At 55.8% G+C, this 21338-nt stretch carries 17 protein-coding genes and 1 pseudogene; 11 read left to right on the forward strand and 7 right to left on the reverse strand.

Annotated elements, in window-relative coordinates; all coding sequences use genetic code 11:
• Positions 1–246: 246 nt before the first annotated feature.
• The 3 genes from ACM6IK_RS03705 to ACM6IK_RS03715 all read left to right on the forward strand — a co-directional run bounded on the left by ACM6IK_RS03705 (position 247) and on the right by ACM6IK_RS03715 (position 3976).
• Complete coding sequence (locus ACM6IK_RS03705; RefSeq protein ID WP_414873205.1) at positions 247–1764, forward strand: nucleobase:cation symporter-2 family protein; 1518 nt, start codon at positions 247–249, stop codon at positions 1762–1764.
• A gap of 114 nt (positions 1765–1878) precedes the next feature.
• A complete protein-coding gene (locus ACM6IK_RS03710) occupies positions 1879–2505 on the forward strand; it encodes a TetR/AcrR family transcriptional regulator (RefSeq protein WP_414873206.1) in 627 nt (208 codons plus the stop codon).
• A 199-nt stretch (positions 2506–2704) separates the two neighbouring features.
• The gene (locus tag ACM6IK_RS03715; protein ID WP_414873207.1) at positions 2705–3976 is read left to right on the forward strand and encodes an OmpP1/FadL family transporter; all 1272 of its coding nucleotides are present in this window, start codon (positions 2705–2707) and stop codon (positions 3974–3976) included.
• An 80-nt stretch (positions 3977–4056) separates the two neighbouring features.
• Here the strand turns inward: ACM6IK_RS03715 and ACM6IK_RS03720 are convergent, their stop codons facing one another.
• Complete coding sequence (locus ACM6IK_RS03720) at positions 4057–5517, reverse strand: efflux transporter outer membrane subunit (protein ID WP_414873208.1); 1461 nt, start codon at positions 5515–5517, stop codon at positions 4057–4059.
• Between the two features lie 218 nt (positions 5518–5735).
• Between ACM6IK_RS03720 and ACM6IK_RS03725 the strand changes: the two genes are divergently transcribed.
• From ACM6IK_RS03725 to ACM6IK_RS03745, 5 genes are all read left to right on the forward strand, one after another.
• On the forward strand, positions 5736–6845 hold the full coding sequence (locus ACM6IK_RS03725; RefSeq protein ID WP_414873260.1) for an efflux RND transporter periplasmic adaptor subunit: 1110 nt from the start codon (positions 5736–5738) through the stop codon (positions 6843–6845).
• Entirely contained in the window at positions 6842–9985 is a 3144-nt protein-coding gene (locus ACM6IK_RS03730; RefSeq protein WP_414873209.1) for an efflux RND transporter permease subunit, read from the forward strand. The genes ACM6IK_RS03725 and ACM6IK_RS03730 overlap by 4 nt, the downstream gene beginning before the upstream one ends.
• Before the next feature lie 211 nt (positions 9986–10196).
• Positions 10197–10772, forward strand: a complete 576-nt coding sequence (locus ACM6IK_RS03735) for a TetR/AcrR family transcriptional regulator (RefSeq protein WP_414873210.1) — start codon at positions 10197–10199, stop codon at positions 10770–10772.
• A 355-nt stretch (positions 10773–11127) separates the two neighbouring features.
• On the forward strand, positions 11128–11682 hold the full coding sequence (locus ACM6IK_RS03740; RefSeq protein WP_414873211.1) for an OsmC family protein: 555 nt from the start codon (positions 11128–11130) through the stop codon (positions 11680–11682).
• A 135-nt stretch (positions 11683–11817) separates the two neighbouring features.
• Positions 11818–12147 (forward strand): thioredoxin family protein, encoded by a 330-nt coding sequence (locus tag ACM6IK_RS03745; protein ID WP_414873212.1) that lies wholly within the window; start codon positions 11818–11820, stop codon positions 12145–12147.
• 59 nt (positions 12148–12206) lie between these two features.
• Here ACM6IK_RS03745 and ACM6IK_RS03750 read toward each other — a convergent pair whose 3' ends face one another.
• Positions 12207–12743, reverse strand: a complete 537-nt coding sequence (locus tag ACM6IK_RS03750) for a helix-turn-helix domain-containing protein (RefSeq protein WP_108217810.1) — start codon at positions 12741–12743, stop codon at positions 12207–12209.
• 134 nt (positions 12744–12877) lie between these two features.
• On the opposite strand from ACM6IK_RS03750, the gene ACM6IK_RS03755 reads away from it, so the two are divergent.
• The 3 genes from ACM6IK_RS03755 (at position 12878) to ACM6IK_RS03765 (ending at position 15430) form a co-directional block, all read left to right on the forward strand.
• Positions 12878–13660: an aldolase gene (locus ACM6IK_RS03755; protein WP_414873213.1), complete on the forward strand. Its 783-nt coding sequence runs from the start codon at positions 12878–12880 to the stop codon at positions 13658–13660.
• A 41-nt stretch (positions 13661–13701) separates the two neighbouring features.
• Positions 13702–14589 (forward strand): dihydrodipicolinate synthase family protein, encoded by an 888-nt coding sequence (locus tag ACM6IK_RS03760; protein ID WP_414873214.1) that lies wholly within the window; start codon positions 13702–13704, stop codon positions 14587–14589.
• Positions 14590–14656: 67 nt separating this feature from the next.
• Positions 14657–15430: a type 1 glutamine amidotransferase gene (locus ACM6IK_RS03765; protein WP_414873215.1), complete on the forward strand. Its 774-nt coding sequence runs from the start codon at positions 14657–14659 to the stop codon at positions 15428–15430.
• Positions 15431–15535: 105 nt separating this feature from the next.
• On the opposite strand, the gene ACM6IK_RS03770 is transcribed toward ACM6IK_RS03765, so the two are convergent.
• The 5 genes and pseudogenes from ACM6IK_RS03770 to ACM6IK_RS03790 all read right to left on the reverse strand — a co-directional run bounded on the left by ACM6IK_RS03770 (position 15536) and on the right by ACM6IK_RS03790 (position 21259).
• Positions 15536–16642, reverse strand: a complete 1107-nt coding sequence (locus ACM6IK_RS03770; protein WP_414873216.1) for an alkene reductase — start codon at positions 16640–16642, stop codon at positions 15536–15538.
• Between the two features lie 44 nt (positions 16643–16686).
• On the reverse strand, positions 16687–17019 hold the full coding sequence (locus ACM6IK_RS03775; RefSeq protein ID WP_414873217.1) for a carboxymuconolactone decarboxylase family protein: 333 nt from the start codon (positions 17017–17019) through the stop codon (positions 16687–16689).
• A 127-nt stretch (positions 17020–17146) separates the two neighbouring features.
• Positions 17147–17367, reverse strand: a pseudogene (locus tag ACM6IK_RS03780) (integrase arm-type DNA-binding domain-containing protein); the annotation flags it as partial.
• Positions 17368–18671: 1304 nt separating this feature from the next.
• Positions 18672–20102 (reverse strand): purine-cytosine permease family protein, encoded by a 1431-nt coding sequence (locus ACM6IK_RS03785; protein WP_414873218.1) that lies wholly within the window; start codon positions 20100–20102, stop codon positions 18672–18674.
• 401 nt (positions 20103–20503) lie between these two features.
• The gene (locus tag ACM6IK_RS03790; protein ID WP_414873261.1) at positions 20504–21259 is read right to left on the reverse strand and encodes a methyl-accepting chemotaxis protein; all 756 of its coding nucleotides are present in this window, start codon (positions 21257–21259) and stop codon (positions 20504–20506) included.
• Positions 21260–21338 lie beyond the last annotated feature (79 nt).

Genomic DNA, 21338 nt, shown 5'->3' on the forward strand with positions numbered 1-21338 from the left:
TTATATGTATATAGAAGGGGCGGACCTTACCGATGGTCGCCAGGAATTCGAAAGACTAGTCAGCACCCGCGTTTGGACAGGGCGGGATGTATTTCAAGGTTTTTTGGCGGGGCCTGGAGGATGGGTAGCAGGAGGAAATGGACAGGTATCCATTTTGTGACTGATAAGTTGTATACAACTCTATAGACATTTGTCCTGACTATTGCATACAGTGTGCGAATAACAAAAACCAGGGAACCCCCTACCATGAAAACGCCCCATGTTTCACACCAACGGCCCGAGGACGAAAATCTTGGGATCGGCGCGAATATGGCTTATGGCCTGCAACATGTTCTAACCATGTATGGCGGTATTGTCGCGGTGCCATTGATCATCGGCCAGGCGGCCGGGCTCTCGCCGGCGGACATCGGTTTGTTGATTGCTGCTTCACTGTTTGCAGGGGGGCTGGCAACGTTGCTGCAAACCCTGGGCTTACCGTTTTTTGGTTGTCAATTGCCGCTGGTACAGGGCGTATCCTTCTCCGGCGTCGCGACCATGGTGGCGATTGTCAGCAGTGGCGGGGAGGGTGGGTTTCAGTCGGTGTTGGGGGCGGTGATAGCGGCGTCCCTGATCGGATTGCTGATAACCCCGGTGTTCTCGCGTATCACCAGGTTCTTCCCGCCGCTGGTGACCGGCATCGTGATTACCACCATCGGCCTGACGCTGATGCCGGTAGCCGCGCGCTGGGCCATGGGCGGCAACAGCCATGCACCGGAATTCGGCAGCATGGCGAACATCGGCCTGGCGGCGGTAACGCTGGTGCTGGTGCTGCTGCTGAGCAAAGTCGGCAGTGCGACCATTTCCCGCCTGTCGATTCTGCTGGCGATGGTGATCGGCACGATCATCGCGGTGTTCCTCGGCATGGCGGACTTCTCGTCCGTGACCCAGGGCCCGATGTTCGGCTTCCCGACGCCGTTCCACTTCGGCATGCCGACCTTTCACTTCGCTGCGATCCTGTCGATGTGCATCGTGGTGATGGTGACGCTGGTGGAGACCTCGGCGGACATTCTTGCCGTCGGTGAGATCATCGGCACCAAGGTCGATTCCAAACGCCTGGGCAACGGTCTGCGCGCCGACATGCTGTCGAGCATGTTCGCGCCGATCTTCGGTTCCTTCACCCAGAGCGCCTTCGCCCAGAACGTCGGCCTGGTGGCGGTCACCGGCATCAAGAGCCGTTACGTGGTGGCCACTGGCGGTCTGTTCCTGGTGATCCTTGGCCTGCTGCCCTTCATGGGCCGGGTCATCGCCGCCGTGCCGACCTCGGTACTGGGTGGCGCCGGCATCGTGCTGTTCGGTACCGTCGCCGCCAGCGGCATTCGGACTTTGTCCAAGGTCGATTATCGCAACAACGTCAACCTGATCATCGTCGCGACCTCGATCGGCTTCGGCATGATCCCGATCGCGGCGCCGAACTTCTACGATCACTTCCCAAGCTGGTTCGCGACCATTTTCCATTCGGGCATCAGTTCTTCGGCGATCATGGCCATCGTGCTGAACCTGACCTTCAACCATCTCACCGCCGGTAACTCTGACCAGCAATCGGTGTTTGCGGCCGGTACCGAGCGGGTGCTGCGTTATCAGGACCTGGCGGCGTTGCGCGAAGGGGACTACTTCAGCGACGGTAAACTGCACGATTGCGACGGCAAGGAGATTCCGGTGGTTGAGGTGGACCACGGGCATGGCGAGCCACGCGCGGCGCACTTAAAAAGCAGTGAGCATGTCTGACGTTCACGGCGACTGAAAAAGGGCCGATCTGTCGAATAGACAGATCGGTTTTGTGACTATAAAACTAATCGGTCACAAGTTGTCAGTCTTCGATAGGGTGAGTAAGCTGTACTCATGAATCAGCCATCGATATCTTCATCTTCGCCCAGCCTCCGTGGCCCAGCCGATCACGACATTCGAGACCAGATTGTCGCGGCGGCCAATGAACATTTCAGTCAGTACGGCTACGGCAAAACCACGGTTTCCGACCTGGCCAAGGCCATCGGGTTTTCAAAGGCCTACATCTACAAATTTTTCGACTCCAAGCAGGCGATCGGTGAAGCCATCTGCGCAAATTGTCTGGCAGAGATCGTCGCGGCTGTGGAGCAGGCTATCAATGTAGTAGACCTGTCGCCGACGGAGCGCTTTCGACGCTTGGTCAAGACGCTGATCGCCACAGGTGTGAATCTGTTCTTCAACGACCGAAAACTGTATGACATTGCAGCGTTCGCGGCGTCGGAAAGCTGGCCCAGTTCGCAGGTTTATGACGCACAGATCAAACACTTCGTGTTGCAAATCGTGCGGGAAGGGCGAGAAATTGGCGAGTTTGAACGCAAGACTCCACTGGACGAAACAGTAGAAGCGATTCATCTCGCGCTGCGGCCATTCGTCAATCCTTTGCTGCTGCAATACAACCTCGATTTCGTCGAGGAAGCGCCCACGCTCACCTCCAACCTCATCTTGCGTAGCCTCATGCCTTGATCTTCGGCTAAAGGTTTACGGCATACCCGGGTCAGCACCAGATCATCAAAACGGCTTCTCACTTTGCCCTTCTTCCCATCGGTTGAAGGGCATTTTATTTATCTGCTTTGTGACTATTGACTGAATTGGTCACATGAATAAATATGGGGATCCGTCGCTTCTACTGTTTCATCTCAGTGATACCCATAGAGTTCAAACAATGAAAACAATATTGCTCAAGAGCCCATTGGGCCTTGCTGTCGTGCTCGCATCCTCAAACGTTTTTGCAAGCGGCTTCGCTCTCAATGAACAAAGCATCAGTGGGATGGGATCCGGGTTTGCCGGTCGCTCCTCCTCCGCTGAAGATGCGAGCACGGTTTTCGGTAATCCCGCGGGAATGTCTCGCTTGAAAAGAGAGCAGGTCAGCGTGGGGGCGGCGACTCTTTTCGCGAAGTCCGACATAAGCCAGACCCGCAGTACATTTGGAGGCCAGGAAGACGGCGACATGGTTCCGACCACCACGGTACCTATGGGGTACTACGTCAAACCTGTCGATGAGCATTGGGCGTTCGGTGTGGGGTTTTATGTACCTTTCGGTCTGATGACTGACTATGGCAGCGGTTATGCCGGGCGTTACTACGCCAACAAAAGCGAGGTCACGACTTATACGTTCCAGCCCACCATCAGCTATGCCTTTAACGACAAAGTTTCGATCGGGTTCGGTCCGACCATCAACCGTATCAGCGGTGAGCTGTCCGGTATGGTGCTCAATCCACTCAGTCCTGGTCGCAACGACGGAAAACTCAAAAGCACTGGCGACGACACGGCCCTCGGTTTCAACGCCGGTATCCTGGTGCAGGCTACAGACCGAACCCGTTTGGGCATGACCTACCATTCCAAGGTCAGTTATCAATTGGATGCCAAGACCAAGGTCACTGACGGCATCTTTAGCGTGTTGGGGGTCAGCGGCCGGAGTTATGACGCTTCGCTGGATGTGAATACACCAGAGTCAGTGGATTTCTCGGTGACTCATCAGCTTGATAACGACTGGACCCTCTACTTGGGGAGCACCTGGACTCGCTGGAGTCGCTTCAAGGAGTTAACCATCGAGAACACAGGTTTACCCCCTGCGTTGAGCGGCGCGCTGGGCACCATTACCGAAGAACAGAATTGGCACGATACCTGGGCTCACGCTATCGGTACGGCGTATCAACTGAACAACCAATGGGTACTTCGCGCAGGTTTTTCGGTTGATCAGTCGCCCACCAACAACACCAACCGGGGACCACGCATTCCTACAGGCGACCGCAAGGTTATCAGCTTCGGTGCTGGCTGGACTCCGGCGGACAACGTCACGATCGATGTTGCTTATTCCTACCTGTGGGAGGAGAGCGTGCAGGTCAACGAAACCTCGCCGACCAGAGGTGCCTACAGTGCCAGATACAAGAACAGTGCGAGCGGGCTCGGTACTTCCGTCAGTTACCGCTTCTAGTCGAGTGCTGTTACGCGATAACTGCCCGGTCGGGAGCACGCGTTGCCTCCCGACTTTTAAGAACACGTCACCTTATCAGCTCATCGTGTCGCAACAGGCTGGGCTTCAGGCGGTTGCCAGCCACCCCCCAGCGACTTGAATGCCGCAACCGCGGCTCGTGCCGATTCCGTCCGTGCTTGAGCCCGGGCATCGGAAGCCTGCAGCAGCGTCTCGTCAGCGTGCAGGACGTCGATCAGGCTGGCTGTGCCTTTCTCATAGGCAATGAACGACGATTGGCGAGCCTGTGTCAGAGACGCCTCTCCAGCGGTGAGGATGGTTGCTTGAGCTTCCCGGTTCACCAGTGAGGACAACGCGTTCTCGACATCCTCGGTGGCGCGCAGCACTGACTGACGGTAAGCGGCCAGGGTTTCGGCTTCCTGGCCCTTGGCCTGGTCGATTTGGGCGTTTATGCGACCGAAGTCGAAGAGTCTCCAGCGCAGTCCCAATACGCCCGCCGACTGGCTGGCGCCGCCGGTAAAAAGGTTGCCTGCGGATACGGCCGTGGCACTGCCCAGCAAGGCGCTAAGGGAGAATTTCGGGTAGTACTCGGCAATCGCCTCGCCGATGCGTGCGTTTGAGGCCGCAAGACGGCGCTCAGCCACAATGAGATCCGGCCTGCGGCGCAGCAGATCGGCCGGCGTTCCCATCGCCTTTATCTGCGGCGCTACAGGAATGCTCCCCGCACTTGCCAGTTGCGTGCGGTGAGTGCCTGGCGGTGTGCCGAGCATGACATCCAGCGCATTCATGGCAGCATCCAGACCGGTCTGCAGGACCGGCACTGTCGCTTGGACCTGCGATAGCTCCCCCTCGGTCTGGCGAACCTGATAATTGGCGGCGAGCCCCTTGCTGTAGAGCAATTGGACTTTCTCTAACAAGTCCTGCTGCGTTTTGACTTGCCGATTCGCAATGTCCAGCCGGGTCTGCAGTCCGCGGATAGTGATGTAGATATCAGCGGTCTGCGCGGCGATGGCCAGTCGTGTGGCAGCGACGCCCGCCCGGGAAGCCTGGTACTCGGCCAGAGCGGCCTCGCGTGCGCGGTGCATTCCGCCAAAGACATCGGCCTCCCAGCTGGCATCGAGGTTGGCCTCGTAGGAGCTTGCGTACCGATCATTGCCAGGCGTTGAGTTCAACACCTGGCCGAGCGGCGTCTCGATTGACTGGTAGGAGCGCGCGGCCTGTGCGCTGATGTTCCCTGAGGGGAGTAAAGCGGCATTTGCAGCACCCAGTCCGGCCCGCGCCTGCGTGACTCGCGCCGATGCCTGCGCCAGGTCCGGATTCTGCTCGAGCGCCTTGGAGATGAAGTCGGTCAGCACTGGATCACCAAAGCCTTCCCAGCAGGCGACAAGGCTGGTCGGTGTCGCTCCACGCCGCTGTTCGACAGAGGGCTGACCCAGGTAACGATCCGAAAGCGGAGCGTCTGGACGATGGTAGTCCGGACCGACCGCGCAACCTGCCAATAGGCTGGCGCTGACCAAAAGAGCAATGGGACGGAAGGGCGGCATTGAGAGTCCTTCAGCAGAGGATGTTTGTGACCATATTACGCAATAGTCACACTCTGTCAATTGAGGTGCTTTGATCAGATTCTTGGCTTTACTCAATGATAGCGGCGGTTTCGCTGTTGAGTGTCAGAAGCTGGATGTTTCACGACTAGTGACCATTGACACGTATAGTCACTAGACTGAGAATGTGGCACTCGTCCTATTTTCAAGTAAGGGAACCTATGCGCCGGCTTCGACCTTTCCCCATTGCCGCTTGCTTGTTGCCTCTCGTCCTGACGGCATGTGGCGACTCATCCACCGTTGAGGATCCACGCACGCATGCCCCTTTGGTGAGGTCCGCTGCTGTTCAGGCCTCGTCCGACGTCTCGCGTTCTTTCACGGGTGTCGTGGTGGCCCGCGTCCAGGGGGACCTTGGCTTTCGGGTATCAGGCAAGGTACTCGAGCGTCTGGTTGACACCGGTCAGACCGTTAAACGTGGTCAGCCACTCATGCGCCTCGACCCGATCGACCTGGGGTTGCAGGCGCGAGCACAGCAGGAATCGGTCATGGCCGCTCGGGCCCGAGCCAGGCAGACAGCAGATGACGAGGCTCGATATCGCAACCTGGTCGCCGCAGGCGCTATTTCTGCATCGGCCTACGACCAGATCAAAGCCGCAGCGGATACCGCAAAGGCGCAGCTTGGCGCCGCCCAAGCGCAGGCTGATGTAGCCCGCAATGCTTCTGGTTATGCGCTGCTGTTGGCGGATTCCGACGGCGTGGTGGTGGAGACGCTCGCCGAACCCGGACAAGTCGTCAGCCCGGGACAGCCCGTGGTTCGACTGGCGCGGGCAGGGCAGCGCGAAGCGATCGTGCACCTGCCCGAGACGTTGCGCCCCGCCGCAGGATCCACCGCGCAGGCGACGCTGTATGGCAATGCCACGGATGCTGTTACAGCGAAGCTGAGGCTGCTGTCTGACTCGGCCGACCGAATGACACGTACCTTCGAGGCGCGGTATGTGCTTGAGGGCGCGCTGGCCAATGCACCGATAGGTTCGACCGTCACGCTTCGGATCGCTGAAGGCACCACGCAAGGGCAGGGGCTGCAAGTACCGATCGCTGCCGTTTATGACCCAGGCCAAGGCTCTGGCGTGTGGGTCATCACCGGTACACCGGCGAAGGTGGCCTGGCGACCTGTCCAAGTCCTGGGCTTGAGCGACGACACCGTGCGAGTCGCGGGCGACCTCAAGGTCGGCGAGCAGATCGTAGCATTAGGCGCACATCTGTTGCGCGAAGGTGAAGAGGTGAGAGTGCCTCAACAGGATGACGTCAAAGTTGCCGGGGGGCGTCCATGAGCGAGGGGCGCTTCAATCTTTCCGCGATCGCCGTTCGTGAGCGCTCGATCACGGTGTTTCTGATCTTCCTGATTGCCGTTGCGGGCATCCTGGCGTTCTTTCAGCTGGGGCGAGCGGAAGATCCTCCGTTTACGGTCAAGCAGTTGACGGTCATTACCGCGTGGCCGGGCGCCACGGCGCAGGAAATGCAGGATCAGGTAGCAGAGCCACTTGAAAAGCGCCTGCAAGAACTGAAATGGTACGACCGCACGGAAACCTACACCCGTCCTGGCCTGGCTTTCACGATGGTGTCACTGCTCGATAGTACGCCGCCCTCGCAAGTGCAGGAGGCGTTCTATCAGGCGCGTAAAAAACTCGACGACGAGGCCAGGAAGCTGCCGGCGGGTGTCATCGGGCCAATGGTCAACGACGAGTTTTCGGACGTGACATTTGCGCTTTTCGCCCTGAAAGCCAAAGGCGAGCCGCAGCGACTGTTGGTGCGTGATGCAGAGTCGTTGCGCCAACAACTGTTGCATGTGCCGGGCGTGAAGAAGGTCAACATTATTGGGGAACAGCCCGAACGTATCTTTGTTTCCTTTTCCCATGATCGGTTGGCCACCTTGGGTGTATCTCCTCAGGACATCTTTGCCGCGCTGAATAATCAAAACGTGCTCACGCCCGCCGGTTCGATCGAAACCAATGGGCCACAGGTCTTCCTCAGGCTGGATGGCGCCTTCGATAAGGTGCAGAAGATTCGTGACACGCCCATTGCGGTTCAGGGGCGCACGCTCAAGCTCGCCGACGTGGCGACGATCGAACGTGGGTATGAAGATCCGGCCACCTTTCTTGTGCGCAATAACGGTGAAGAAGCCTTGTTGCTGGGGGTCGTGATGCGTGAGGGCTGGAACGGCCTTGACCTCGGCAAGGCGCTGGACACGGAGACGACCAGGATAAATGAAGGTATGCCGTTGGGCATGACGCTCTCCAAGGTCACCGATCAATCTGTGAATATCGGTTCGGCGGTCGGCGAGTTCATGGTCAAATTCTTCGTCGCGCTGCTTGTGGTGATGCTTGTCTGCTTTCTCAGCATGGGCTGGCGGGTAGGCGTTGTGGTCGCAGCGGCTGTGCCGTTGACATTGGCCGTGGTGTTTGTGGTGATGGCGGCCACCGGAAAGAACTTTGACCGTATTACCCTCGGCTCGTTGATTCTGGCGCTCGGCCTGCTGGTGGACGACGCCATCATCGCTATCGAAATGATGGTGGTGAAAATGGAAGAGGGCTACGACCGCATCAAAGCTTCCGCGTACGCCTGGAGTCATACGGCCGCGCCGATGCTTTCCGGTACGTTAGTGACGGCTATCGGCTTTATGCCGAACGGCTTTGCGCAATCGACAGCCGGCGAGTACACCAGCAACATGTTCTGGATCGTGGGCATTGCCCTGATTGCCTCCTGGGTGGTTGCGGTCGCTTTTACCCCGTACCTGGGGGTGAAGCTGTTGCCGGACATCAAGAAAGTCGAGGGTGGTCATGCGGCCATCTACAACACGCCTTTCTACAACCGCTTCCGCCAGGTTTTGACGCGAGTCATCGCTCGCAAATGGCTGGTGGCCGGCACTGTCATCGCTGCGTTTGTCGTGGCGATCCTCGGCATGAGCCTGGTCAAGAAGCAGTTCTTCCCGACCTCTGACCGTCCCGAGGTATTGATTGAAGTGCAAATGCCTTATGGGGCCTCCATTGAGCAGACCAGCGTGACCACCGCGAGGATAGAGGCCTGGCTGCAAAAACAGGATGAGGCAAAGATCGTCACGGCCTATATCGGGCAGGGCGCGCCGCGTTTCTATCTGGCAATGGCGCCGGAACTCCCTGATCCGTCGTTCGCGAAGATTGTGGTGCTGACGGACAGCCAGGAGGCGCGCGAGGCCCTCAAGTTCCGTATCCGCGAAGCGACGGCTGAGGGACTTGCCCCGGAAGCGCGGGTCAGGGTGACTCAACTTGTGTTTGGTCCGTACTCGCCATTCCCTGTTGCCTACCGGGTGATGGGACCTGATCCGTCAAAGTTGCGCGAGATTGCGGGCCAGGTACAGGACGTGTTGCAGTCGAGCCCGATGATGAGAACCGTCAACACCGATTGGGGATCGCTGACGCCGACGCTGCATTTTGCTCTGGATCAGGATCGCCTGGAGGCGGTGGGGTTGACGTCGAATTCAGTCGCGCAGCAACTGCAGTTCCTGCTGACCGGAGTACCGATCACCGCGGTTCGTGAGGACATTCGTTCGGTGCAGGTGGTGGGTCGCGCAGCGGGTGATATCCGGCTCGATCCCGCCAGGATAGAAGGCTTTACGCTGGTAGGTGCGGCGGGTCAGCGGATTCCGTTGTCTCAGGTGGGAGCGGTCGATGTGCGTATGGAAGATCCGGTCCTGCGGCGTCGTGACCGCACGCCGACCATCACCGTGCGTGGCGACATTGCCGAAGGTTTGCAGCCACCGGACGTCTCGAGCGTGATCATGAAGGAGCTGCAGCCGGTCATCGACAAGCTGCCTGGCGGATACCGGATCGAGCAGGCGGGTGCAATCGAGGAGTCGGGCAAGGCCGGTAAAGCGATGTTGCCGTTATTCCCGATCATGATTGCCATGACGCTGCTGGTCATCATTGTGCAGGTGCGTTCGATCTCGGCGATGATCATGGTGTTCCTCACCTCGCCACTGGGCTTGATCGGTGTGGTGCCGACACTGCTTATCTTCCAGCAGCCGTTTGGTATCAACGCTCTGGTCGGCCTGATCGCGCTGTCGGGCATTTTGATGCGCAATACGCTGATTCTGATTGGGCAAATCCATCACAACGCGCAAGCAGGGCTGGACCCGTTTCACGCAGTGGTCGAAGCCACGGTACAACGTGCCCGCCCGGTACTGCTGACAGCGCTTGCGGCCATCCTGGCATTCATTCCGCTGACACACTCCGTCTTCTGGGGGACGCTGGCCTACACGCTGATCGGAGGCACCTTCGTCGGAACCATCATGACGCTGGTGTTCCTGCCGGCGATGTACGCCATCTGGTTCAAGATCCGTCCTGACAATACGGGGCAAACTGAAGCCGCGAATAAGCAGGCAGGCCTGGTGGACAGGACGCCACCCCGTCCACTCGCCGCTCACCAGACACTGTAGGAGCGAGCTCGCGATGGTCGTTAACGATAACGCGTATTTACAGGCTAAACGCGGCGCTCTTGAGTCCATCGCGAGCAAGCTCGCTCCTACACGGAACAGCATTACGCCAGAAGGCGGGTTTTTCGGGAGGGCATAGGTGCGCAAGCTGAGCGCTGTCTTATGAAGAAGTACTAATTTATGATGCCGCATTGATAAATCTGGAAACGGCATCATGAGTACACGTTCCGACCTCCTGACCAGCGCTGAGATTCTGTTGCGTACCAAGGGCTACGCAGCTTTCAGTTATGCCGATCTGGCGGAAGACATCGGTATCAAGAAGGCGAGTATTCACCACCACTTTCCCACCAAGGAAAGTCTGGCGATTGCCATCGTTGAGAGTTATCTGTTCCGGTTCAAGATTCAGCTGGAATGCATCAATGATGAAAATACCGGCATTATCGATCGGCTCAATGCCTTCGCCTTGATGTTCGCACAAAGCAGTCAAAACGCGATGCTTCCACTCTGCGGCGCTCTGGCGGCGGAATTGCTGGCTTTGCCTGAAAGCCTGAAGGAATTGACGCGGGACTTTTTCGACATCCATCTCAATTGGCTTCAGGCCAATATCGCACTGGGCCAAGCGGCAGGGGAACTCAAAGCCGAGCTGGACGGCGTGAAGGTTGCCAGGTTCATCTTGAATACGCTGGAAGGTGGCAGCTTTGTATCTTGGGCGCTGAGCGACAATTACGAACAGTCTTCCGGATTTGATTTCATTTTAGATGGACTTCGGGTTACCGAAACGCATCACTGAGGTTCGACCGGCCTTTTTCTGCGTCATGAAACGACCGATTCTGCCCCTGCTGGCTCGGTCCGCTTTCCCGCCCCGTAAGTGGTTTCAGCCACTTGGCTCACACGCTCTGAATTCTTTTTGCGCGCACTCAATCTGACGAGCGGACGCCTGGTCTCGCACTTGGGCTGCGGATACCTGCCCATGTCTAAACTTGCGGTGTGTGACCGCAGTTATCCCTGCTCAGAAAACTCTTTCTAAGCTGTTTTTTTTGCGATTGGTTATAAGAAGAATAATCTGTTGATGGACAACCTACTAGTTGGTAGGCTTGTTTCTATTTCGGGCCAAACGCCCGGTCCATCCGAAGAGGAACGAACACATGAGCAATAACCTGAATGGTATCGATGTCGCCGCACTCCAGCAGTTTGCCCAAGGCGTTGCTGAGGATGGGGCCATGCGCCACGCGAGCTTCAACGTCAAGACTCAGTGGAAAGGCCAGACTCGCTCTGTGGCCAAAGTCAATCGCTACAGTCTGGCCGGTGAAACCTATTCGCGGGATTTCGAAATCGTCGCCGATGAGCCTGATGAATTGCTGGGCCAAAACACTGCGCCTAACCCTCAAGAGCTGCTGATGGCCGCTCTCAACGCCTGCATGTCGGTCGGTTATGCCGCCAACGCCGCGATGATGGGTATCAAGATTCACAGCCTGGAAATCGAAACGGACGGCACCCTCGACCTGCGCGGCTTTCTGGGCCTCGACGAGAGCGTCAACCCGGGTTACGACGAAGTGAGTGTGGTGATTCGACTGCACACCGACGCCTCCCGTGAGCGCGTTGAAGAGCTGCACAAAGTGGTGCTCAAAACCTCGGTCAACTACGCCAACTTCTCGAAAGCCATCCGCATGGTGCCAACCCTCGAAGTGCGTGAGGACTGATTCGCTCGTTTCAAAGAGATTCAAACCTTGCGTGCACCCGTAGCCAGCCGCCTTGGTGGCTGCAAAATTTGATCGGCAGAAGCGGTGCGGCACTGGGTTGTGCCGCCCTTCATCCATATTGAGAGCGAGATCCAGATGAGCCGTATCGTTGAGTTGGGTGCTCGGCAGTTCGCCCGCTTTGTGGCCAAAGGCGGCAGCGTCGTGCTGTTTTCAGCGTCCTGGTGCAAGCCTTGTCAGGAGATGAAGCCGGTCTTTCATGCTTTGGAAGAAAAGCTTCACTGCGTAGCGGCTTTTGCAAAGATTGATGTGGCGGTGTCGCCGACGATCGCGCAAATGTACGGTATCCGGGCGGTGCCATCCCTGGGGGTGTTCCATGAGGGGCGGTTGCTGCGGGTCATGCCCGGATCCCGTTCAGTTGGAGCCATGAAAAAAGCCATTCTTGCGGAGTTGGAAGAGGCGGTTTAACCGAACCTCCTCCATTTGCATTCGTTCTGACCACCGATTGCATCGGATTTGACTAGCGCCTAATCCGAGCTATGTACGACTACGAGCAACTCTGCTTGCTCGTCAGACACTGTGCGCAAACGGTGAGATTTCTGCGCATTGAAATGCAGGGCGTCGCCTTCATCCAGGGTCTGGCGTTCGTTACCGAAATCGACCTCGACACGGCCACGAACCACGTAGATGAACTCCTCTCCCAAGTGTTCCTTGAAGGCGGACTGGCCAAACGAGCGTGGCGGATAGACCAGAAATGGCAACAATGCCCGATGACCGATATGGCGCGCCAGCGGTACGTGAGCCGCTGGTACACCGCCTTCATTGGCCTCGCGCTGCTGGCGTCGCACCAGGCTGTAGCCTTCGGCGGGCACCGCTTCGGTGCTGAACAACTCTTCGGCCTGGGCATTCAATGCCTTGGCCAGTTTGAGCGCCACCGCAATGGAGGGCGAACTCACACCTCGCTCCACCTTCGACAGGTAGCTCTTGGTCAATCCGGTTTGCCCGGCCAGCTGCTCCAGGGTTATCCCCATCTTCTTACGCAAAATTCTCAGCTGTACCGCCATCCAACGCTGTTCCTTGAAAAATAATGACACTTGGCTTGATTATGACACAAGGTGTCATTAGGATCACTCTGTGTCCTTGGAGCCGTTGCAGCGACTCCTTGGCAATTTGAACTGTTTTCGACCAGGTACTGACCGTGACCACGACCATGCAGACCCCGAAGGATCAGCTCGTCACCCTCGCTGAGAAGCAAATGGTGACTGCGCTGATCGATAACGAATATACCCCGAGACAGAAGCTTGCACTCACCTGCCGAATTCTTTTTGACGGCGGCCATGATTCAGGGCTGGCCGGGCAGATCACCGCCCGTGCCGAAACGCCGGGCACCTATTATACCCAGTGCCTGGGCCTGGGCTTTGACGAGATTTGCGGGTCGAACCTGCTGGTGGTCGATGAAGACCTCAACGTGCTTAAGGGCCAAGGCATGGCGAACCCTGCCAATCGCTTTCACAGCTGGCTCTACCGGGCCCGCCCGGATGTGAATTGCATCATCCATACGCATCCACTGCACAGCGCCACGCTGTCGATGCTGGAAGTTCCGCTCGCGGTTTCCCATATGGACATCTGCCCGCTTTTCAACGACTGCGCTTTTCTCAAGGATTGGCCAGGTGTCCCGGTGGGCAATGAAGAAGGCGAGATCATTGCGAAGGCTATCGGTGACAAACGCGCCATCTTGCTCTCCCACCATGGCTTGCTGATTGCGGGTGGTTCGATTGAAGAGGCCTGCGTGCTGGCGCTGTTGTTCGAGCGTGCGGCCAGGATGCAATTGTTGGCCATGAGCGCAGGGGAAATTCGCCCCATTCCCGAAGCGTTAGGCAAAGAAGCTCACGACTGGATCTCCACCCCGAAACGTCACGGTGCTGCATTCAGCTACTACGCACGGCGCGCATTGCGTGCTCATGGCGACTGCCTGGCCTGATCGTACCTCCACTCATTCATAGAAACGGCAAAGGTGACTGTATGTCTACTTCTGTAATTCGCGGCGTTATCGGCTACACCATCACTCCATTCGCAGTCGACGGCTCACTGGATCTGGTCGCTTTGGGGCAATCCATCGATAGGCTGATCGCTTCCGGCGTGCATGCCATCGCCCCTCTGGGGAGTACCGGAGAGGGGGCTTATCTTTCCGATAGCGAATGGGAGTCGGTTGTCCGCTTCAGCCAGGAACAGATTGCGGGTCGAGTTCCGACTGTCGTCAGCGTTTCAGACCTGACCACTGCCCGTACCGTACAGCGTGCCCGATTGGCTGAGTCGTGTGGTGCCACGGCTGTGATGGTGCTTGCGGTCTCTTACTGGAAGCTGACTGATACGGAAATCGTCGATCATTTCAAGGCTGTAGGTGCAGCCATCAACATCCCGATCATGCTGTACAACAACCCAGGCACCAGCGGCACTGACCTGTCGGTCGATCTGATCCTGCGCATTCTGAGCGAAGTGAAGAATGTCACCATGGTCAAGGAAAGCACTGGCGACATTCAACGCATGCACCGCCTGTTCAAGGCCACAGATGGCAAGGTGGCCTTCTACAACGGCTGCAACCCGTTGGCCCTGGAGGCGTTGGTTGCCGGTGCGACGGGTTGGTGTACCGCCGCCCCCAACCTCATTCCCAAGCTGAACCTGGCGCTGTGGGATGCTGTTCAGAGCGGCCAGATGGAAGAAGCGCGGACGTTATTTTATCGCCAGTACGCAATGCTGGAATACATCACTCGTCGTGGCCTGCCGACCACTATCAAGGCAGGTTTGAAGATGCAGGGGCTTGACGTCGGTGGCCCCCGCCTTCCACTTCAGCCGCTCGATACTCAAGGTGGCATCTTCCTGAAAGGGCTGCTGGACGAGTTGGCATCGTAGTCGCTGGTCGACGCAGCGTATGAGGCGCTCGCTGCCTACAGGGCAGCGAGCGTTGTTATTTTCGTGATTGCGCAAGCGCGATCACCATAGACCTGAATATCTGGAAGCCGAGGGTAAAACGTTGAAAGTCCATTTCGTGATGCACGAGTCCTTCGAAGCACCCGGTGCATTTGAGGACTGGGTAAAAGCTCGCGGTTATCAAGCCACCTATTCCCGCGTCTACCAACATGATGTCCTGCCAGATACCGCAGAATCGTTCGACCTTCTGGTGGTGTTGGGTGGTCCGCAAGATCCGGCGACCACGCTGGAGCAATGCCCACATTTCAATGCCTTGGCCGAGCGCGAACTCATTGGCAAAGCCATCTCGGCCCGGCGGGCTGTGGTTGGGGTTTGCCTGGGGTCGCAATTGATCGGGGAAGCACTGGGTGCCACGTTCAACCACAGCCCCGAAAAGGAAATTGGCAAATTCCCGATTTATTTAACCCAAGAGGGTTTGGCTAATCCGAAGTTTTCGCACTTCGGGAAAGCCCTGGAAGTCGGCCATTGGCACAATGACATGCCAGGGCTCACCCTGGACGCCAGGATCATTGCGTACAGCCAGGGCTGCCCGCGTCAAATCGTTGAATACAGCCAACTGGTGTACGGCTTTCAATGCCATATGGAACTCACCAAAGACGTCGTGGAACTGCTGATCCAGGCATCGGAGGCGGAACTGATAACACTCACTGACCGGCGTTTTGTTCAGCAACCCGCCGCGTTGCGGGCTAACGATTACGATGAGATGAACCAGCAGCTATTCGTATTTCTGGACAAGCTCGTTGCCGATTACCAGGCCGAGTAACGACTCAAGACAACGTCGCTGTTCAGGAGGCAGTGGCGTTTGTGTGCCAGCTACAACAGGCCGCTATATTGAGTCGTTCTCTGCCGGTCATGGCCGTGCAAATAATCAGGCTTTGGCTGCAACGTATCCCGGGTAATCGGTGTAACCCTTGGCAATGCGATCGCTGACACCGTAGTAAGTCGCGCGGTCGCCCTCTGCCAGTGGCCAGCCGTTCTGCATGCGCTCCACCAGATCGGGGTTGGCGATGTAGGCCGTACCGAAGGCGATCAAGTCGAGTTCACCTTTAACCAGTTCCGACTCAGCGAGGGCTTGGTTAAACCCACCGGCGGCCATCAAGGTGCCCTTGTAGGCTTCACGGAACGCGGCGCCGAACCCCGACGGCGTTTCAGCGGCGACGATGGTCGGTTGGTAGTTCAGGTGGACGTAGGCCAGTTCGCGTTCATTCAGCGCTGCCGCCATGCTCATCCAGGTTTGTGCTTCACCTTCGTACACACCAAAGTCATACAGGCGGCCAAACGGCGAGAACCGTACGCCAATCTTCGAGTCGCCGATTTCGGCAGAAATCGCGTCAATGGTTTCCAGCAGAAAGCGCTGGCGATTGGCGATCGAGCCACCGTACTGGTCGGTACGGGTGTTCAAGGTGCTGCTGAGGAACTGATCGAACAGGAACCCGTTGGCAGCCATGATTTCGACACCGTCAAAACCGGCCTCCATCGCCATGCGCGCAGACTTCACAAAGTCAGCGATGACACGTTTCACTTCATCCGTTTCCAGCGCACGGGGCACGCTGGGTTGCACAGGACCGGATTCGCCAGGCTCGATCCAGGCATATACCGTGGTATCGACCGCCGGCTGAGTACCCGAAGAAACCGGCACCATGCCATGCACCGAAATATGGGACATGCGGCCAACGTGCCATAACTGCGCGAAGATCTTCCCGCCCTTGGCATGCACCGCGTCGGTGACCTGACGCCAGCCTGACAAGTGTTCGTCGGCATAGATACCTGGGGTGTACAGGTAACCACGGGCTTCGTCGGAAATCGGCAGGCCTTCGGTGATCAGCAGACCAGCAGAAGCACGCTGTGCGTAATACAGCGCGGTGAACTCGTCAGGGATGTTGTCCAGGGTCCGGGTGCGGGTCATGGGGGCCATGACGACCCGGTTTTTCAGCGCAGTACCGGACAGTTCGTAAGGGGTGAGCAGCTTATTCATGATGAGTCTCGAAGTCATTGACAGGTTGAAAGTCAGCGTTTGATTTACGACTTGTCGAATGCGTCCAGCACATGTGTGCTGTACACCAACGCGGCACTGGCGTTCATGTTGATGGCCACGCCCAGTGCTTCGGCGACTTCTTCACGGGTGACGCCAAGTTTCCTGGCTTCGGCGGCGTGGAAGGCGATGCAGCCGTCGCAGCGGGTGGTCACGGCCACGGCGAGGGAGATCAGTTCCCGGGTCTTCGCGTCCAGGTGATTGGTCTTGCCGCCGGCAGCGCCGAGCGCCGCCATGCCTTTCATTGTTTCCGGAGACAGGCCGTTTAGTTCTACCAGGCGAGCATTGATGTCTTTGCGGGTTTGCTTCCAGTCTTGCATGGGATTCTCACAGGGATGGTGTTGATTGCAGTTATTTAAAACTTGCTAACAAGCTACCATCCAGTTGGTAGGCAAACAAAGTACTCGTGCTGATGTTCACTATCAACGCAATTTCGCTTGACCTGCAGCGCTTGTGGCGCACATCGGGGAGGACAACGATGGGGTAGTTGCCGAACGAGTCAGTCCTTCGCGGGCATCAGGTTTGACATATCTCGGGCGCCAGCCTTTGCGGCCATTGGGTTGGACTGGAAGGTAAAGACCGTCGCCGTCGAAAAGCTTGTAGGCGCGGTCTGTGGGCTTGGCCGAACGGCAAGCGGCGTCGGAGAGTGGGGCAATAGTGCGCGACATAAGGGTGCTCCCTTTTATCGAACTGACCTTTATCCCAGGCTCTACCCTTGAAACGGCTGGTATCCACCGGGACCCCACGGAACGCCAAAACGAAAAAACCCGCCTGAGAAGGCGGGTTTTTTCGGTGGTTTCAGAGATTTTGAAAGCCTTCTCTGGAACCTTGTCTGGCTCACGACCTGGACTCGAATAGAAAAATAAGCACCTGTTTTACAATGAAATTATGCTGATTTTTAGTATTCATATCCCTACGATTATCCTAATCAAGCCCGTATTTTATTGGAGTTCTTTCGATACCCCATGAGCACGGTAGCAGCAAGCTGCCGAAGGTGGCGTACGCAGGAAATTCTGTGCTGGATCAGGAAAACATATCCAAGTGACTGCTTTTGACCGAGTGTGTTGAAAAAGTCGCCCCGGCCTGGCTATCCATGCATTAAGCGGTGAAAGCGCTTTTTTTACGCTGCTACGTTAAATCTGAGGCCTGAACGTTCTGCGTAAAACACAGATTTCAATCTCAGACGCATACTTTTCTGCCGTGGAAACAGAAGCCGACTTTTTCAACATAATCTGCCGATCTTTCGACAAGGGTCGCTATCGACCCAGAGTGTATAAAAAATCAGATTGAGTTTTCAATATCGACGCTAGGAGACCGTGCTCACGTTTCGCAAGCTGAACAAGACCATAACGTTTCCAGGAACAGTTAAAACGGCTATGCATCCTTTTAAGGATGGGCTGAAGTAGTCATGTTTTCTGGCCGACTTCAGCCCCCGCGGATTTTGAATGCGGTGAATCGATTTAAAACGATCAGATTACCGGTTCACGTCTGTGTTTTTAGCTGACGCAAGCGCCTCGCTGCAGTCATTTTCCACATTGCAGGCGCCCCTTTTCTACACTCGACAGTAGATATCTGCGTGCCATCCACAGGTTCGACAGCGCGAACAGTGTTACCACATGCGACGTGCTGCCGCTTACCTCATCACAGTGGTGATGGATGTGACCTTATCCACAGCCTCCCTTTAAATGTGTAACGAGACATCCGCATTAATACGCGCGATGAAAGGCCCCGAGAATTACGAAGACACACGCTCCCCACCGGGCTACAAAGCTCGTGAAGCTTGGAAAAACTGTAAACACGAAGTCACGGTTATACGAGAGGCTCTGAAATGGGCTTCACGTTGAAGTCCGTTATCGTTTTCCTCTCAAGATAGTTTAGATAGAGAATCGAGTATGCTTTTTTGTTGATGTTGAAACAACAGTTGTCTCTTCTCGAAGTGGGTGGATTAAATGCATGAAGCCTTAGTCGCTAGTTATTCTGTGATCAGGGCCTGGTTGTTGATTTTTGAATTTCGAGAGCGATGTAGTGTGTAATAAATACAGCCAGCGACACTGAAGCCGGCAAGCCATGAGAGATCTATACCACTCATTGCCATAGCGATCGGCCCTTGCATTGACTCGATAGTTCCAACTTGGAAAAGCCAAGCCGCAACGACGCCAAATGCCAACGAAATAATTCCCCGCCAGTTGACATCCCCATAATGACTTGTGGAGTGATGACAATAGAGAGAGTTGACATCAATATCTCCACGGCGAAGCATGAAGAAATCGACAAGTGTTATTCCTGCCCATGGGCTAATCCACACAACGAAGAAAATCATCATGTTTTCAAACGCATGGACAAGCTCTGCGGACTGAACGAACAGGTAGAGAATGAACAAGGCCACAATGCCAGAGATAATTGAGACAATCCAACGTGGCACACGCATATCGAGAGAAAGCGTTGCTAGCGCTGCGGAGTAAATGACAACGATGTTGGTAGCGATTGGGCCGTGAAGCAGAACCAGCAGAACTGGAAGAGCCATCACGCCAAACACTGCGATGATCAGTTGGGCAGGGTCAGAACCACCACCAGCAGAGGCAATTGCAGCTCCTAGGAATGCCAGCCATACCGTTGGCACGAACATGCCCAGAAAAGTTGAGCGGAAGACCTGACGGTCAGTGAGCTTGGTCTGCGTAAAACGAGTGTAGTCCGATGCATACACCAACCACGAGATACCCCATCCAATCCCGATAGCCGTCATGAGGCTGCTCATCGCTGAGAGTTTGCTGATTCCTTGGATTGTCGACTGTTGCCAGCGTACGTCTACGTGCGTAAAGGCTAATGCGGTCATCACCACCATGATTAGCAGGATGAAAGGCATCGAGTAGCGCTCGAAGTATTTGATGGCGTTGAACCCCCAAGCCGCGATTCCTACTTGGATGAACATGACTACTAGAGCAATACCAAATTTCAACTCCATTCCACCTCTGATATCCATGCGTTCAAGAGCAGCAACCGCCAGATCCAATACAATCCAAGTATTCATCGCAACCCAGCCCATCGGCATGAGCACTTGCATGACCGTCGGGAGATATGCCCCTCGACGACCAAATGCGAGACGAGAAAGAACCATCTGTGGCACACCAGTACGATGTCCCATTATGCACATTGCTCCAAACAGCGCACTTCCCAAAAGATTGCCAAGTAAGATCACAACTAAAGTTTCAACTAGACTAAGACCTGACTGAATCCCAATAGCACCCAGAATCCAGTTAATGGGTGCAACGTTCGCTCCAGCCCATATCCAGAATTGATCCAGTTGGCTCGAAGTTCGATATTCGTCAGGAACTTTCTCAATTCCCGAGGCGTCATAATGCGACTTAGCAGTTGTACTAAACTCAGTGGCACGATTTGCTGACATTTTTATTTTCCTCGCTGGTCGGCAATAACGAATCGCTCAGGGGCTATTTTAAGTGAGAAGCGGAAGGTAGCGGTATTGAGTAGTTCTCAAGAATGGTTGAGAAAAAATAGACCATATAAAAATAGTCAATGGCCTGAATTGTTTTAAATACGGTAGATTGAAGCGTGCTGGACATGACTGATGTCGCAATGCCATTCACGAGTCGAAGTCGTGAGCCTCATATCACTGATGATTTTCTGTGTGAGAATCGGATGACGAAATAAAGCTGCAGGTTCAGTGAAGGCAGGCAGGAAAAATTGATGGCCAGTTTTAACCAAGGAATCACAACCAGGCTTCGGTCAATAACAGCTACTTCTATTTCGGAATTACGCTATTGCGCCGCGGGACGATGGTCCAAGATGTTAAACTTTGAACTGGTTTACCAAACTAAATTGATGACTTGCCAGCGCATCAAGTTGGCTGCTGACATTGGCAGACTCCAATGCTTGCTCGGCTAGACTTTCCGTAACGCCCCGGATTGCGGAAACATTGCGACTAACCTCTTCCGCGACTGCACTCTGCTCTTCAGCTGCGCTAGCAATCTGCAAGTTCATATCGCTAATTATGGTGACTGCATCGTTGATGCTGCCTAGCGCTGACAATGCCAGTTGAATTTGCTTAGCACTGTCGAGAGCTTTGGTCTGGCTTGAGTGCATCGTTGTCACTACTCCTTGCGTCGCGTTCTGGATACGCTCAATGACGCTACCGATTTCTCCCACAGAATCTTGAGTTCGCCTGGCCAAGCTTCTGACTTCATCGGCAACCACTGCAAATCCACGTCCACTTTCCCCGGCTCTTGCGGCCTCGATAGCTGCGTTCAATGCAAGTAAATTGGTTTGTTCGGCAACGCTACGGATGACCTCCAACACCGAACCGATTTCTTCGCTGTTCTTCGCGAGTTCCTCAACCTCTCGAACGGCCTTGCTTACCTCTTGAACGAGGCTATCGATTTCATGCGTACTTCGCTCAAATATCGCAACACCCTCCTTGACTGATTGGCCTGCACCCCGCACTGCACTAGCTGCGTTTGACGCGCTAAAAGCGACTTCGTGCGCTGTCGCGCTCATTTCATTTGCAGCGGTAGCGACCTGATCAATCTCCCGAAATTGTGCCTGCATACCACCACTGGTGAGCTGAGATATTTCAGAGGACTTAGTCACCGTAAATCGGGCATCAACAACGCTCCGCTTGATCTGC

The sequence above is a fragment of the Pseudomonas sp. IT-196MI5 genome (assembly GCF_949767415.1).
Classification (GTDB): domain Bacteria; phylum Pseudomonadota; class Gammaproteobacteria; order Pseudomonadales; family Pseudomonadaceae; genus Aquipseudomonas.